Source organism: Flavobacterium sp. P21 (genome assembly GCF_050632225.1).
Classification (GTDB): Bacteria; Bacteroidota; Bacteroidia; order Flavobacteriales; family Flavobacteriaceae; genus Flavobacterium.
On record NZ_CP192585.1, the window covers coordinates 4,524,448 to 4,539,496 of the forward strand.

General features: G+C 34.3%; 9 protein-coding genes and 8 pseudogenes. All 17 read left to right on the top strand.

Features of this window, described 5'->3' with window-relative positions; genetic code table 11:
* Window positions 1–301 precede the first annotated feature (301 nt).
* The 17 genes and pseudogenes from ACQ9BO_RS22650 (at window position 302) to trpA (ending at window position 14,882) form a co-directional block, all read left to right on the top strand.
* On the top strand, window positions 302–1,879 hold the full coding sequence (locus ACQ9BO_RS22650) for an FAD-dependent oxidoreductase (RefSeq protein ID WP_431242587.1): 1,578 nt from the start codon (window positions 302–304) through the stop codon (window positions 1,877–1,879).
* Window positions 1,880–2,224: 345 nt separating this feature from the next.
* Window positions 2,225–2,686 carry a MarR family winged helix-turn-helix transcriptional regulator gene (locus ACQ9BO_RS22655; protein ID WP_431242588.1) on the top strand — a complete coding sequence of 154 codons (462 nt, stop codon included), beginning with the start codon at window positions 2,225–2,227 and terminating at the stop codon, window positions 2,684–2,686.
* 6 nt (window positions 2,687–2,692) lie between these two features.
* Window positions 2,693–3,327 (top strand): annotated as a pseudogene (locus tag ACQ9BO_RS22660) (NAD(P)H-dependent oxidoreductase).
* A gap of 31 nt (window positions 3,328–3,358) precedes the next feature.
* A pseudogene (locus ACQ9BO_RS22665) lies at window positions 3,359–3,924 on the top strand (YceI family protein).
* Between the two features lie 297 nt (window positions 3,925–4,221).
* Window positions 4,222–5,403 (top strand): hypothetical protein, encoded by a 1,182-nt coding sequence (locus ACQ9BO_RS22670; RefSeq protein ID WP_431242589.1) that lies wholly within the window; start codon window positions 4,222–4,224, stop codon window positions 5,401–5,403.
* 300 nt (window positions 5,404–5,703) lie between these two features.
* A pseudogene (locus ACQ9BO_RS22675) lies at window positions 5,704–7,105 on the top strand (anthranilate synthase component I family protein).
* A 310-nt stretch (window positions 7,106–7,415) separates the two neighbouring features.
* Window positions 7,416–7,859, top strand: coding sequence for a hypothetical protein (locus ACQ9BO_RS22680; RefSeq protein ID WP_431242590.1), 444 nt, complete (start codon window positions 7,416–7,418; stop codon window positions 7,857–7,859).
* Between the two features lie 89 nt (window positions 7,860–7,948).
* On the top strand, window positions 7,949–8,515 hold the full coding sequence (locus ACQ9BO_RS22685; RefSeq protein ID WP_431242591.1) for an anthranilate synthase component II: 567 nt from the start codon (window positions 7,949–7,951) through the stop codon (window positions 8,513–8,515).
* Window positions 8,516–8,589: 74 nt separating this feature from the next.
* Complete coding sequence (locus ACQ9BO_RS22690) at window positions 8,590–8,769, top strand: hypothetical protein (RefSeq protein ID WP_431242592.1); 180 nt, start codon at window positions 8,590–8,592, stop codon at window positions 8,767–8,769.
* 7 nt (window positions 8,770–8,776) lie between these two features.
* A complete protein-coding gene (locus tag ACQ9BO_RS22695) occupies window positions 8,777–8,992 on the top strand; it encodes a GNAT family N-acetyltransferase (protein ID WP_431242593.1) in 216 nt (71 codons plus the stop codon).
* A 95-nt stretch (window positions 8,993–9,087) separates the two neighbouring features.
* Window positions 9,088–10,079, top strand: a pseudogene (trpD, locus tag ACQ9BO_RS22700) (anthranilate phosphoribosyltransferase).
* A gap of 48 nt (window positions 10,080–10,127) precedes the next feature.
* A pseudogene (trpC, locus tag ACQ9BO_RS22705) lies at window positions 10,128–10,906 on the top strand (indole-3-glycerol phosphate synthase TrpC).
* 118 nt (window positions 10,907–11,024) lie between these two features.
* Entirely contained in the window at window positions 11,025–11,657 is a 633-nt protein-coding gene (locus tag ACQ9BO_RS22710) for a phosphoribosylanthranilate isomerase (RefSeq protein ID WP_431242594.1), read from the top strand.
* 12 nt (window positions 11,658–11,669) lie between these two features.
* Window positions 11,670–12,850, top strand: a pseudogene (gene trpB, locus ACQ9BO_RS22715) (tryptophan synthase subunit beta).
* A gap of 6 nt (window positions 12,851–12,856) precedes the next feature.
* Window positions 12,857–13,174 (top strand): gamma-glutamylcyclotransferase family protein, encoded by a 318-nt coding sequence (locus ACQ9BO_RS22720; RefSeq protein WP_431242595.1) that lies wholly within the window; start codon window positions 12,857–12,859, stop codon window positions 13,172–13,174.
* A 35-nt stretch (window positions 13,175–13,209) separates the two neighbouring features.
* Window positions 13,210–13,923: pseudogene (locus ACQ9BO_RS22725) on the top strand (carbon-nitrogen hydrolase family protein); the annotation flags it as partial.
* Window positions 13,924–14,121: 198 nt separating this feature from the next.
* Window positions 14,122–14,882: pseudogene (gene trpA, locus ACQ9BO_RS22730) on the top strand (tryptophan synthase subunit alpha).
* Window positions 14,883–15,049: the final 167 nt, after the last annotated feature.

A 15,049-nucleotide genomic window follows, 5' to 3' on the forward strand; every position in this document is an offset into this window, starting at 1 on the left:
ATTATATTTAAACCCGACATGTTTCTAAAAACCTGTCGGGTTTCTTGTTTCCGATATTTGCGTGAGGGATAGAAGCAAGCTACCGAAGTAGCGCGTATAGCCCGACAGCATCCCGATAAAAGGGCGAATAAGCGTAAAGAGAATTAGCCCTTTTATCGGGATGGTGGCACGCCCTGATGATTTTGGAAATGATATTTTCTAACTAAAAACTTTTGATAAAGCTCGAAGTTCTTCATCTAAATCTAATTTCGTTTCGTTAAGTTTGTTTAAAACAAATTAGCCTATAAAAGCCGTATACTTTATGAATCGTTCAGAGCAGTTATCCAGATTACAGAATACCGAAAAATGGGACGTAATAATTATTGGCGGCGGTGCAAGCGGACTCGGAACTGCTCTTGATGCGGCAAGCCGAGGCTACAAAACCATTTTACTTGAAGCTGTAGATTTTGCCAAAGGAACTTCAAGCAGAAGCACCAAATTAGTTCACGGTGGTGTACGTTATTTGGAACAAGGAAATATTCATTTAGTGAAAGAAGCATTAAAAGAAAGAGGGTTAATGGCTCAAAATGCTGGCCATTTGGTCAAGAACCAATCTTTTGTAATTCCGAATTACAATTGGTGGGGCGGTTACTTTTATACTATCGGATTAAAGATTTATGATTTATTGGCCGGAAGCTTGAGTTTGGGCAGTTCTGAATACATTTCGAAGAATAAAACCATCGAAATGTTGCCTAACGTGGAAGAGAATAATTTAAAGAATGGCGTTATTTATCATGACGGACAATTCGATGATTCTCGTCTGGCAATCAATATTGCTCAGACTGCGGTTGAAAAAGGAGCTTGCATTTTAAATTACATAAAAGTTATTGATCTCCTAAAAGACGAAAAAAATCAAATCATTGGTGTTGAGGTTCAAGATCATGAAACTGGAGAAATACATAGCATAAAAGGTTCTGTTGTAATTAATGCTACGGGAGTTTTTACAAACGCTATAATGAAACTGAATGATGCCGTTTATAAAAAATACATAGTTCCTAGTCAGGGAATTCATCTTGTGTTTGATAAATCTTTTTTGCCGGGTGAAAATGCCTTGATGATTCCGAAAACCAGCGACGGGCGTGTTTTGTTTGCTGTTCCGTGGCATAACCGAATTGTTGTTGGAACTACAGATACGTTAATTAAAAAACATAGCTTAGAACCTATTGCGTTAGAAAATGAAATTCAGTTTATTCTCGAAACTGCGCAACATTATTTAGCAAAAAAACCAACCAGAGCCGACGTATTATCTGTTTTTGCAGGTTTGCGTCCGTTGGCGGCGCCAAAAGAAGAAGGAATGAGTACCAAAGAAGTTTCGCGAAGCCATAAAATTATTATTTCGGAAACTGGTTTAATCACTATTACCGGAGGAAAATGGACAACATACCGAAAAATTGCTGAAGACATTATAGACAAAGCAATTAAAACCGGTAAACTTTCTGCGAAATCATGTGTAACAGAACATCTTTCCATTCATGGAAACAAAACTACTTCTGAATCAGATAGACAAAATCACCTTTATATATATGGTACGGATATTTCGAAAATAATTGAATTGCAACAAAACAATCCAGAATTAAAAGAGAAACTACATCACAATCATGAATTTACAATGGCCGAAGTTGTTTGGGCAATTCGATATGAAATGGCTCGAACGGTAGATGATGTTCTGGCGAGACGTGTTCGTTTATTGTTCTTAGATGCGAGAGCCGCAATTGAATCTTCTGAAAAAGTAGCGCGACTTCTTGCGGAAGAACTTGGACATAATGAAACTTGGAAAAATAAAGAAATCCTGAATTTCAAGAAAATTGCAAGAGGCTTTCTTTTGACAGAATTTCAATAGTTTTTTCTCCATAAAGATCTTTTTCGGTCAAATATTCTCTTTTTTATCTCTTAAATTATCTTTTTCAGGACCAAAATGAGATGTTTGATGCTGTAATTTTAAGCATAATTTGGCAAAACAAATATGTATCATCATCAGAATTACAAAAAATCAAACTCCATTTTAAACAAATCGTTAAATATCAATAAATCAATATTTTACATTTAAAAATAGATTATTTTTGCACTTAATTTTTGGATATAAATCCTCCTCTCTTAATTCAATTAACAAAAAATTAACACAACATTTGTATATACAACTATTAAAAGTTATACATTTGTATATACAAATTATACACTTACGACTATGACAATTGAAGAGGTTATAAAAAGTACAGTTAAGATGGATAATGCGAAAAAAGTTATTCTGAATATCATGTACACGCAGAATGTGATTCAGGATCATTTCAACGAGTTAATTAAACCGTATGATTTATCTGGAGAACAATATAATGTACTACGTATATTAAGAGGACAAAAAGGAAATCCCGCTAATATGTGTGTGATACAAGAACGCATGTTGGCCAAAACCAGCAACACAACCCGATTAGTGGATAAATTATTACTGAAAGAATTCGTTACCAGAAATGTCTGTCCGGACAATCGACGAAAAATTGAGGTTTTGATTACACAAAAAGGATTAGATGTTTTAAAAGAATTAGACCCGAAGGTAGATGAGCACGAGCGCGTATTTGCCCAGAATATAAGCCAAGAAGAATTAGAATTATTAAATCAGTTATTAGAAAAATACCGAACCCAAAAAAATTAAATATTTATGAGCACATTATTAGACAATTTAAGCTGGAGATATGCAACTAAAAAATATGATGCAACTAAAAAAGTATCTGCGGCAGATTTGAATACATTAAAAGAAGCGGTAAGATTAGCGACTTCTTCATACGGATTACAACCATATAAAGTAATCATAGTTGAAAATCCAGAAATTAGAGAAAAATTAAAAGTCACTGCTTGGGGACAAACGCAACTTACAGATGCTTCTCAAATATTTGTATTTGCAAATGACTTGAACGCTGGACCAGAATCTGTGGTCGCTTACATTAAAAACATTAGCGAAACAAGAGGCGTTCCTACTGAAGCTTTAAGCGGATTTGCAGATATGATGAATGGCGTAATTTCAAACCTATCACAAGATGCTAAAAATATCTGGACAGCAAAACAAACTTATATTGCTTTGGGAACTTTACTTGCAGTACTGCACCGAATTAAAAATCGATGCAACTCCAATGGAAGGTTTCAATGCGAGCACAATTCAATGAAATCTTAGGTTTCGATAAATTAGGCTTAAATGTCGCTGTTATCGTCGCTGTAGGTTACAGACATGATGAGGACGACGCTCAGCACTACAAAAAAGTTAGAAAATCACAAGAAGAATTATTTATCACTCTTTAATTATTATTAATCCAAATTCAATTTTAACAACATGAAAAATTTAAAAACAATCGCAATTGCATTATTCGTAGCAGTAGCTGGAATCTCAGTAAACGCACAAACTAAAAAAATCGACGTAAAAGCATCTTCTATCAAATGGGTAGGTAAAAAAGTAACTGGAGAGCACTCTGGAACTGTAAACTTCAAAGAAGGAGCCGCAGTTTTCAAAGGAAAAAATTAGTTGGAGGAAGCTTCACTGTTGATATGACTTCATTAACTTCTACAGATTTAACTGGAGAATACCAAGGAAAATTAAACGGTCACTTAAAAGCTGACGATTTCTTTGGAACTGACAAATTCCCAACTGCAAAATTAGTTTTCAAAACTATCGGTGCTAAATCTGCTGACGTTTATACTGTAACTGCTGATTTGACTATTAAAGGAATCACTAAACCTGTAACTTTTGATATTACTGTAGCTGGAAACACTGCAACAACTGCTTTCAAAGTTGACAGAACTAAATATGACATCAAATATGGTTCAGGAAGTTTCTTCCAAGGTTTAGGAGACAAAACTATCTATGACGAATTTGAATTAACTGTAGCTTTAAAATTCTAATTTTTAGACTTACTAATTCATTATACGAAAAACCCCAATAGAGTGAGCTATTGGGGTTTTTCATTTTATTTCTTTTCAAAAAAATAACGTTCTTAATACTAAAGTAACGCTTTCATAATAACTATAACCAAATTGATTAACATTCGGACTCTAATTTTGAGCTATTAAAAATCAAAAACTAGAAATTAACATTATAGTTATGAAAACAAAACTACAAATTGTTGCTCTTGCCCTTTTGAGCAATTTTTTCTACAAGCACAACAAGCAACAAAAGGAATTATTGGAACTTCTAACTGGATGAACAATTGGACCAATTTTAAACCTGCTGCAAACGAATATAACGAAGCAACCAATATAATTGCAGGAACAATCGACAAAGACATGAAATTACTAAAACGCAATACCTATCAATTAGTTGGTGTTGTGTATGTTACTAATAATGCAACTTTGACTATTGAACCTGGAACTGTTATCCGCGACGACGACAAAACTTGCGGAACTCTTGTAATTACAAATGGCGCTAAAATTATGGCTGAAGGCTTAGAAACCGATCCAATTGTTTTTACATCAAATAAAGAAAAAACAGAAAGAAAACCCGGTGATTGGGGCGGAATTATCGTTTTAGGAAAAGCGCCGATAAACAATTTAGGCGGACTACATACTTTGCCATTTGATCTTGAACCTTTACTAAATCATTATGGAGGTCAAGATGCTGAAGACAATTCTGGGATTTTAAAATATGTTCGTATTGAATATGCTGGAAGAAAATTAAGTTCATTAAAAGAATTGAACGGACTTTCATTGGCTGGCGTTGGAAGAAAAACGGTTTTGAACAATATCCAAATCAGTTTTTCAAATGACGATTCTTTTGAGTGCTATGGCGGCGATTTGAATTTGAGCAACTTAATTTCGTATCGAACTACTGATGATGATTTCGACTTTACACAAGGTGCACAAATTAATATCAGCAACAGCATAGCAATTCGTCACCCATTTTCATCGGATATTTCAGGCTCAAGATGTTTTGAAGTCGATTCATACGACAAAATCGGGAATACTGATATGTCTAAAAAAATGACAAAAATTAATGCTTCAAACATTACTCTAGTTAATTTGGAAGAAAACAATCAAGGATTAGTTCGTGAGTCAGTTTATGTACGCGAAAACACTTTCTTCAATTTATCAAATAGTATTGTTTCAGGTTTTTCTCCATTTGTATTATTGGAAGGAAATATAGGAAATGGGAATGAAAATCTTTCAAAAATCACTTTCAAAAATATAATTGCCAACAATTGCAATGGTGGTATTACAAGTGAATCTTCGGCAAGCAATCCTGTTATCGAAAGTTATTATACTGCACAAAATGCAAATATAGAGTACACGAAAATGAAAAATACAGAGTTGTTTACTACACCAAACATTAAAGGAAGCCCAGATTTTAGAGCAAACGTAAACAACACGTTAGCCATTGGAAACTAAGACTTTATTGCATTTCTGAATTTTAAAATTTAACAAAATTTCAATTTTTGAAAAGTTTTTTTTGAGATTTTATGTCTTTTAATTCAAATTACATTTATATCTTTGTCATATCAAAATAAAGAAATGAAAACATTAATGAACAATACTTGGTGGTGGAAGAATTTACGTCAAACGTCGTGAACGAAGCTTCCTATGGTATTTTCAAAACTATAAATTTAAAGGGCTTGTCATCACGACAAGCCCTTTTTTTGATTAAAATTCTAACTGAAAAATATATTAAAAACTAAAAAACAACATACTTTGAAACCGTTTATACTCAATACACATTACAAGCAAATCCTGGCAGATACAATTACGCCAGTAAGCATCTATTTTAAAATCAGAGATAAATTTCCAAATAGCTTATTATTGGAAAGTAGTGATTATCACGGAAATGACAATAGTTTTTCTTACATCTGCTCGCAACCCGATTGCAACAATAAAAATTGAAAACGAAGTAATCACAAAAACATTTCCTGACGGAACTTCGGAACAAAATAAAATTGATTCTTCGACAAACATTCCAGAAGTGATTCAGGAATTCTCAAACCGATTCAAATCGGAGAAAAACGATTTTAAATTCATTAACAACGGATTGTTCGGTTACATTTCCTATGATGCTGTTCGTTATTTTGAAAAAGTTTCAATTGCAAAAAAAGACAATGCAACTTCTATTCCGGACGTGTTTTATGCAGTTTACCAAAACATTATTGCAATCAATCACTTCAAAAACGAAGCTTATATTTTCTGCCACAGCGTTGACGGAAGAAATAATATTTCTGAAATCGAGCAATTATTGCAATCAAGAAATATCGCTTTATACAAATTCACGAAAGAAGGTGAAGGTTTTTCAAACTTAACCGATGAAGAATTCAAGCATAATGTGGCTTTGGCAAAAAAACATTGTTTTAGAGGAGACGTTTTCCAATTAGTTCTTTCTCGTCGTTTTACGCAAGGTTTCAAAGGAGATGAATTCAACGTTTACAGAGCTTTAAGAAGCATTAATCCGTCGCCATATTTATTCTTTTTTGATTATGGAGATTTCAAAATATTCGGTTCTTCTCCTGAAGCACAAATTATCGTAAAAAATAGAAAAGCCGAGATTCATCCAATTGCTGGAACTTTCAAAAGAACTGGAAATGACGAACGTGACGCACTTTTAGCCAAAGAACTTTCTGAAGACAAAAAAGAAAACAGTGAGCACGTTATGCTTGTTGATTTGGCAAGAAATGATTTAAGCCGAAACGGCCACGATGTGAATGTCGAAAAATATAGAGAAGTTCAGTTTTTCTCTCACGTAATTCACTTGGTTTCAAAAGTGACAGGACATTTACATGACAAAGCAACGACAATGCAAGTAGTTGCCGATACTTTCCCTGCAGGAACTTTGAGCGGTGCTCCAAAACACAGAGCCATGCAGTTGATTGAAGATTACGAAAAAACAAATCGTAATTTCTACGGAGGAGCGATCGGTGTAATGGATTTTGATGGAAATTTTAACCACGCAATTATGATCCGAACTTTCCTTTCTAAAAATCACCAATTGCATTGTCAGGCCGGCGCGGGAATCGTAGCAAGTTCTGATGAAGAAAGCGAAATGCAAGAAGTCTATAACAAGTTAAGAGCGTTAAATACAGCACTTGAAATGGCAGAAAATATTTAGTAAACAGTCGCAGTTTTAAGTCGCAGTAATGCAGAATAATTAACGTTATGTCCCTAAGGTTAAAACCTCGGGTTATATTTGAAAACAAACGAACCTAAAAAGAATGCTAAGTAAATATAGACAGCGGTTTCAACCGCTGGAGGCAAAGATTGATCAGCGAAACGTTTCCCAAGGTTGAAACCTCGGGTTATATTTGAAAAACGAACGCAAAATGAACGCTAAGTAAACATAGCCAGCGGTTTCAACCGCTGGAGGCAAAGATTGACAAAACCATAAACCATAAACAACAAACCATAAACTATTAAAAACCATGAAAAAAGCAGTATCAATTTTAATTTTAATCATTACGTTAACATCTTGTAATTCTGAAAAAAAGAAAAATCAAATTGAAGGAACCTGGCGTCTTATATCAGCTGAAACAACAGAAAAAGATTCCACTTTTTCAACTTTCAATCCAAAAACAAAAATGATTAAAATTATAAATGAAACACATTTTGCCTTTTTCAATCATGATTTAGTAAACGGAAAAGATTCAACAAATGCCGTATTTTTTGGCGGAGGCGGAAAATACACTTTAAAAGATAGTGTTTACACCGAAAATTTAGAATATTTCAACAACCGTCAATGGGAAAATGGAAAATTTGAGTTTGTGGTAAAAGTTAAAAACGACACATTGACTCAAAAAGGAGTAGAAAAAGTAGAAAAATTAGGAATCGATCGCATTATTACCGAAAAGTACGTTCGAGAAAAATAAAAATTTAGTTTCAAGTTTTCTTTGTTTCAAGTTTCAGGTTATTGAAACTTAGAACCTCAGAATCTTAGCAACTTAGAACCTTAGAAAAAATGAAAAAGATATTAGTTATAGACAATTACGATAGTTTCACTTACAATTTAGTGCACTATTTAGAAGATTTAAATTGCGAAGTAACCGTTTACCGAAACGACGAATTCGAAATTGACGAAATCGCTTCTTTTGAAAAAATACTGCTTTCGCCAGGACCTGGAATTCCTGATGAAGCAGGTTTATTAAAAGCAGTTATTGAAAAATACAGCCCAACGAAAAGTATTCTTGGTGTTTGTTTGGGACAACAAGCCATTGGAGAAGTTTTTGGCGGAACTCTTTCTAACCTTGATAAAGTATATCACGGCGTTGCAACGAATGTAAAAACAGTAGTTTCAGACGAAATTTTATTTGAAGGTTTAGGATCTGAATTTGAAGTTGGAAGATACCATTCATGGGTTGTAGATGCCAATTTGCCTGCCGATTTAGAAGCAACTTCAGTTGATGAAAACGGGCAAATTATGTCATTGAGACACAAAAATTATGATGTAAGAGGCGTTCAGTTTCACCCAGAAAGTGTGTTGACTCCAAACGGAAAAAGGATTTTAGAGAATTGGATAAAGAGCTAGCTTACAGTATCCAGTCGCAGTCGCAGTAAAAAAACTCAGAATCTTAGCAACTTAGAACCTTAGCAACTTAAAAAATGATTACAATTTCAGAAACCCGAGAAATCAATATTGAAGATATTTTAGTTTTATACAAAGCAAACGAATGGAGTTCTGCAAGCAAACCAAACGAACTTTACAATGGTCTTTTAAATTCAGAAACATTGGTAACGGCTTGGGAAGAAAAAACTTGTCGGACTTGGGAATGCGATTTCTGATGGATTCTTGACGGTTTATTATCCGCATTTATTAGTGCTTCCGGAATATCAAGGAAAAGGAATTGGAAAATTGATTTTGGATAAAATGCAGGAGAAATACAAACATTTTCACATGCAAATGCTTACTGCAGACGGAAAATCAGTTGACTTTTACAAAAAAAATGGTTTCGAAAGAGCAGGAAAAACAGAACCGATGTGGATTTATCAAGGGAATGAACATTAATTAAAAGTATTCAGCCTCAGTATTCAGTCTCAGTATTCAGTCTCAGTAAAAAACTTAGCATCTTAGAACCTTAGCAACTTAGAATCTTAAAAACAATGAAAACTATATTAAACAAATTAATCAACCACGAAGTGCTTTCAAAAGAAGAAGCAAAAAATGTTTTGATTAATATTTCAAGCGGTCAATACAATCCAAGCCAGATTTCGGCATTTTTGACTGTATATATGATGCGAAGCATTACGATTGATGAACTTTCGGGCTTTCGCGAAGCTTTATTAGAATTATGTATTCGTGTTGATTTATCAGCTTATAACACAATCGATTTATGCGGAACGGGCGGTGATGGAAAAGATACTTTCAATATTTCGACCTTAGCTTCTTTTGTATCAGCTGGAGCAGGAATAAAAGTTGCAAAACACGGAAATTACGGCGTTTCATCGATTTCAGGTTCGAGCAACGTAATGGAACAAATGGGAATTAAATTCAGCAACGATCCAGATTTCTTAGAAAAATGTATCGATCAAGCAGGAATTTGCGTTTTGCACGCTCCCTATTTCACCCAGCGATGAAAAATGTTGGACCAATCAGAAAAGAATTGGCGGTAAAAACCTTCTTCAATATGTTGGGGCCAATGGTAAATCCATCATTTCCACAAAATCAATTAGTTGGAGTTTTTAATTTGGAGTTAGCAAGAATGTACGCTTACTTATATCAAAACACCGATGTAAATTTCACCATCCTGCATTCGCTTGACGGTTATGACGAAATTTCTTTAACTGGACCAACAAAAATCATCACCAGCCATATGGAAGGCATGATAAAACCAGAAGATTTTGGCGTTCGTCTTTTATCTCAAACTGAAATCGAAGGCGGAAAAACCATCGAAGAATCAGCGGAAATTTTTACAAATATTATTTCCGGAAAAGGAAACGAAGCGCAGAATAATGTTGTTTTAGCCAATGCGGCAATGGCAATTGCAACAGTCAATAAATGTACTCCGCAAGAAGGATTTGAACTGGCAAAAGAAAGTTTATTTTCAGGAAAAGGGCTTCAAGCTTTAAAAAAATTACAAGAATTATCTCTTTAAAACAAAAACTTAGTACCTCAGTACCTTAGAAACTTAGCATCTTAAAAAATGAACATTTTAGATAAAATAATAATAGATAAACAACGAGAAGTAATTCTGAAGAAATCAATAATTCCGGTTTCTCAGTTGGAAGCTTCTGTATTTTTGGAAAAGAAACTATTTCTCTGAGTCAGAAATTAAAAGAAAGCAATTCTGGAATTATTGCAGAACACAAACGCCGTTCTCCTTCAAAATCAATCATCAACAATAATTTTACAGTTGAAGAAGTGGTAAAAGGTTATGAAAACGCAGGCGCTTGCGGAATTTCAGTTTTAACCGACGGAAAATATTTTGGCGGATCTTTAGATGACTTGCTTTTAGCAAGAGCTTCCGTAAATATTCCGCTTTTGCGAAAAGAATTTATTGTTGACGAATATCAAATTTTAGAAGCAAAAGCGCACGGAGCCGATTTGATTTTGTTAATCGTCGCGGTTTTGACTCGCGAAGAAATCAAATCATTATCTGAATTTGCAAAAAATTTAGGTTTAGAAGTTCTTTTGGAGGTTCACAATCAGGAAGAACTTGAAAAATCAATTATGCCAAGTTTAGATATGATTGGCGTAAACAACAGAAACCTAAAAACTTTTGAAGTAAGTCTGGATTTCAGCAAAGAATTAGCCTCTCAAATCCCAAATGATTTTGTAAAAGTTTCTGAAAGCGGTATTTCATCAATTGAAGCCATTCAAGAACTAAAACCTTACGGTTATAAAGGTTTCCTCATCGGAGAAAACTTTATGAAGACTGATAACGCTGGCGAAGCCGCAACTGAATTTATTAAACAACTTTAAATTGTAGTTTGCCACGAATTACACAAATTAACACAAATTGAATTAGTGAAAATTAGTGCAATTTGTGGCAACAAAAAACTTAGTGTCTTAGCGCCTTCGTGGCAAAACAAATAAAAAAATGAAACTCAAAATATGCGGCATGAAATATCCAGAAAATATCCTCGAGGTAGGCGCGCTCCTGCCCGATTATATGGGATTTATTTTCTGGGAAAAATCCGCACGATATTTCAACGGAATCATTCCTGAACTTATAGAAACAATCAAAAAAGTGGGTGTTTTTGTCAATCAGAGTCAGGAAGAAATTCTGGAAAAAGTTGCAAAATTCAATTTGCAAGCTGTTCAATTACACGGAGAAGAATCGGTTGAATTTTGTTCAGAATTAAAAGAAAAGCTTCCGAAGAAAATTGAAATTATTAAAGTATTTTCGGCTGACGAAAATTTTGATTTTGAAGTTATAAAACCTTTTGAAAATGTCTGCGATTATTTTCTGTTTGATACAAAAGGAAAACTTCCAGGCGGAAACGGAACAACTTTCGACTGGAGCATCTTAAAAAAATACAATTCGAAAAAGCCTTTCTTTTTGAGCGGAGGCATCGGAATGAAAGAATTAAAAGCCATTGAAGAAATTTCAAAAACCAAATTACCTATTTATGCTGTCGATGTAAATAGTAAATTTGAAATCGAGCCGGGGCTGAAAAACAAAAATCTATTTAGCAATTTCAAACGCAAATTTGATGTTGCCAACTTTTAAAATTTAAATAAAATGAGTTTTAACGTTAACGAAAAAGGATATTACGGAGAATTTGGAGGAGCTTACATCCCTGAAATGCTGTATCCAAATGTAGAAGAATTACGTCAAAAGTATTTAAGCATAATGGACGAACCTGATTTTAAAGCAGAGTTCAATCAATTATTGAAAGATTACGTGGGGCGCCCTAGTCCACTGTATTTTGCAAAACGTTTATCTGAAAAATACAATACCAAAGTTTATCTAAAAAGAGAAGACTTAAACCATACCGGAGCGCACAAAGTAAACAACACAATTGGCCAAATTTTGTTGGCAAAGCGTTTAGGCAAAAAAGAATTATTGCCGAAACCGGCGCTGGTCAGCATGGCGTTGCAACAGCAACAGTTTGTGCTTTAATGGGAATTGAATGCATTGTGTATATGGGCGAAATCGACATTGCGCGTCAGGCGCCAAACGTAGCTCGTATGAAAATGTTGGGTGCAGAAGTTCGTCCGGCACTTTCGGGTTCAAGAACCTTAAAAGATGCAACAAACGAAGCTATTCGTGACTGGATCAATAATCCGGTTGATACACATTATATTATTGGTTCTGCAATTGGACCACATCCTTATCCAGATATGGTAACGCGCTTTCAGAGTATTATTTCGGAAGAAATTAAATGGCAACTAAAAGAAAAAGAAGGACGCGAAAATCCAGATTATGTTGTAGCTTGCATTGGCGGGGGAAGTAATGCTCGCTGGAACCTATTATCACTTTTTGCATGAACCAGAAGTGGGAATTATTGCAGTTGAAGCGACTGGAAAAGGTGTTGACAGCGGTCATAGCGCGGCAACAAGCAAATTAGGAAAAGTAGGCGTTATTCATGGTTGCAAAACCTTATTAATGCAAACTCCCGACGGACAGATTACAGAACCGTATTCTATTTCTGCGGGATTAGATTATCCAGGAGTTGGGCCTTTGCACGCACATTTGGCACAAACTGGAAGAGGTGAATTTTTCTCTGTAACCGATGATGATGCAATGAATGCAGGTTTGCAATTGACAAAATTAGAAGGAATTATTCCGGCAATTGAAAGCGCACACGCTTTTGCGGTTTTGGATCAGAAAAATTCAAACCAACTGATGTTGTAGTAATCAGTCTTTCAGGACGCGGCGATAAAGATTTAGATAATTATATCGAATATTTTAAATTGTAATAATTTATGGAAAAGTTATTCTCATACGGAACATTACGATCAAAGCAAATTCAAATGCAGGTTTTCAATAAAGTATTAACTGGAACTGCAGATCAACTGCTTGGCTATAAGCTAAAAAGCCTTCAGATTGAAGAAGAATTTGGAATGGCAGATTACGTTGTTGCAGTAGCAAGCGAAAATGCTTCAGAGATTATTCACGGGGTTGTTTATAATGTTACTGCCACAGATTTAGCCAAAGTAGATTTATTTGAATCGAATGCTTACAGAAGAATTCAGGTAACCTTGAAGTCTGGAACTGTAGCTTGGGTTTATATGGAAAATTAATATTGGTAAAATGATTTTAGTCAGCTGCACAAACAAAACCAAAACGCGGAGATATATCTTCCAATCTATTAAATCATTATCAGCTTATTGAATTGGTAGCGCAAAATGGTGCCAATTTGATTGCTTTTCCTGAAATGTCTATCACAGGCTATGAAAGAGAAAATGCGGCATCGCTAGCTTTTACAAAAGACGATTATAGAATTGACCATTTAAAAGAATTGGCTGTCAAAAACAATATTATCGTTATTGCTGGAGCGCCTATTCAAGTTGAAAATGAGATGTTTATTGGCGAATTTGTAATTTCTCCTGATAATTCAGCTTCAATATATACGAAGCAGTTTTTGCATGAAGGTGAAGATGAATTTTTTCAATCAACATTTGATTATAATCCGATGATTACGATTGAAAATCAGAATATTTCATTTGCGATTTGTGCGGATATTGATAATCCGAAACATCCAGAAAATGCCAAGAAAAAAGAAACTGATATTTATATTGCCAGCATTTTCTTTTCGCCAAACGGAATTCCGAATGCGTACAGAAGTTTGCAAAATTATGCCGAAAAACATCAAATGAATGTTTTAATGTCGAATTTCAGTGGAGAATCTTGGGGTTCGCCATCGGCAGGACAAAGCGCGTTTTGGAACAATAAAGGAGAATTGATTGCCCAAATGAATGATTCAGATTCTGGATTATTATTGGTTGAGAATAAAAATAATACTTGGACAAGCAAGATTATTTCTTTTTAAAAAGAATATTAGAATTACAAGGATTTAAAAAAACATCTCACGCAGATTTGGCAGATTCAAACAGATTTTATTAGATCTTCATTAAAAAAATCTGCGCAAATCAGCTTAAATCAATTTAAATCTGCGTGAAATAATTTTCAAATAAACTTAATATACCTACAAGGTTTTGAAAATCTTGCAAGGGAAAAACATATCAAAATGAACAGAATAACTCAAAAATTACAAGAAGACAAAAAGATCCTTTCGATCTATTTTTCTGCAGGATATCCAAGTTTGAACGATACCGTGCAGATTATTCAGGATTTAGAAAAAATGGAGTTGATTTAATTGAAATTGGACTTCCTTTTAGTGATCCTTTGGCAGATGGTCCAACTATTCAGGCAAGCTCTACACAGGCACTTCATAACGGGATGACAACTCAAATTCTTTTCGACCAATTAAAGAACATCCGCGAAAGCGTAAAAATCCCGTTGATTATTATGGGATATTTTAATCCGATGTTACAATACGGCGTTGAAGCTTTTTGCCAGAAATGTGCCGAAATTGGGATTGACGGATTGATTATTCCAGATCTTCCTGTTGATGTTTACGCTAATGAATATAAAGCGATATTCGAAAAATACGGATTAATAAACGTGTTTTTGATTACGCCTCAAACTTCAGATGAAAGAATTCGTTTTATTGACAGCGTTTCAAACGGATTTATTTATATGGTAAGTTCTGCAAGTGTTACGGGTTCTCAAAGTGGTTTTGGAAATACTCAGGAAACGTATTTCGAAAGAATTGCCGAAATGAATTTGAAAAACCCTCAAATTGTTGGTTTTGGAATTTCGAATAAAGAAACTTTCAACCAAGCAACAAAATATGCGAAAGGCGCTATTATTGGAAGTGCTTTTATCAAACATTTAAGCGAAAGCGGAAGCGGAAAAATTGAGGAATTTGTTGGAGGGATTCGATAAATACATCTTTCATGACTAAGAAAACTAAACGGCTGATAAACTCAATTACTGCGGGATTATTTTCTATATTATTTTTCTTTTTAGCTTATATAGGTTACGAAAAAAAAACATTGATTTATCAAAACAAGATCAGTTTGAAAGTATAATAATCGATAAAGGAATTGATA

Excerpts from the sequence above, each read along its gene's own strand:
- ACQ9BO_RS22650 (WP_431242587.1), top strand. The coding sequence starts at position 302 with ATGAATCGTTCAGAGCAGTTATCCAGATTACAGAATACCGAAAAATGG.
- ACQ9BO_RS22655 (WP_431242588.1), top strand. The coding sequence starts at position 2,225 with ATGACAATTGAAGAGGTTATAAAAAGTACAGTTAAGATGGATAATGCG.
- ACQ9BO_RS22670 (WP_431242589.1), top strand. The coding sequence starts at position 4,222 with ATGAACAATTGGACCAATTTTAAACCTGCTGCAAACGAATATAACGAA.
- ACQ9BO_RS22680 (WP_431242590.1), top strand. The coding sequence starts at position 7,416 with ATGAAAAAAGCAGTATCAATTTTAATTTTAATCATTACGTTAACATCT.
- ACQ9BO_RS22685 (WP_431242591.1), top strand. The coding sequence starts at position 7,949 with ATGAAAAAGATATTAGTTATAGACAATTACGATAGTTTCACTTACAAT.
- ACQ9BO_RS22690 (WP_431242592.1), top strand. The coding sequence starts at position 8,590 with ATGATTACAATTTCAGAAACCCGAGAAATCAATATTGAAGATATTTTA.
- ACQ9BO_RS22710 (WP_431242594.1), top strand. The coding sequence starts at position 11,025 with ATGAAACTCAAAATATGCGGCATGAAATATCCAGAAAATATCCTCGAG.
- ACQ9BO_RS22720 (WP_431242595.1), top strand. The coding sequence starts at position 12,857 with ATGGAAAAGTTATTCTCATACGGAACATTACGATCAAAGCAAATTCAA.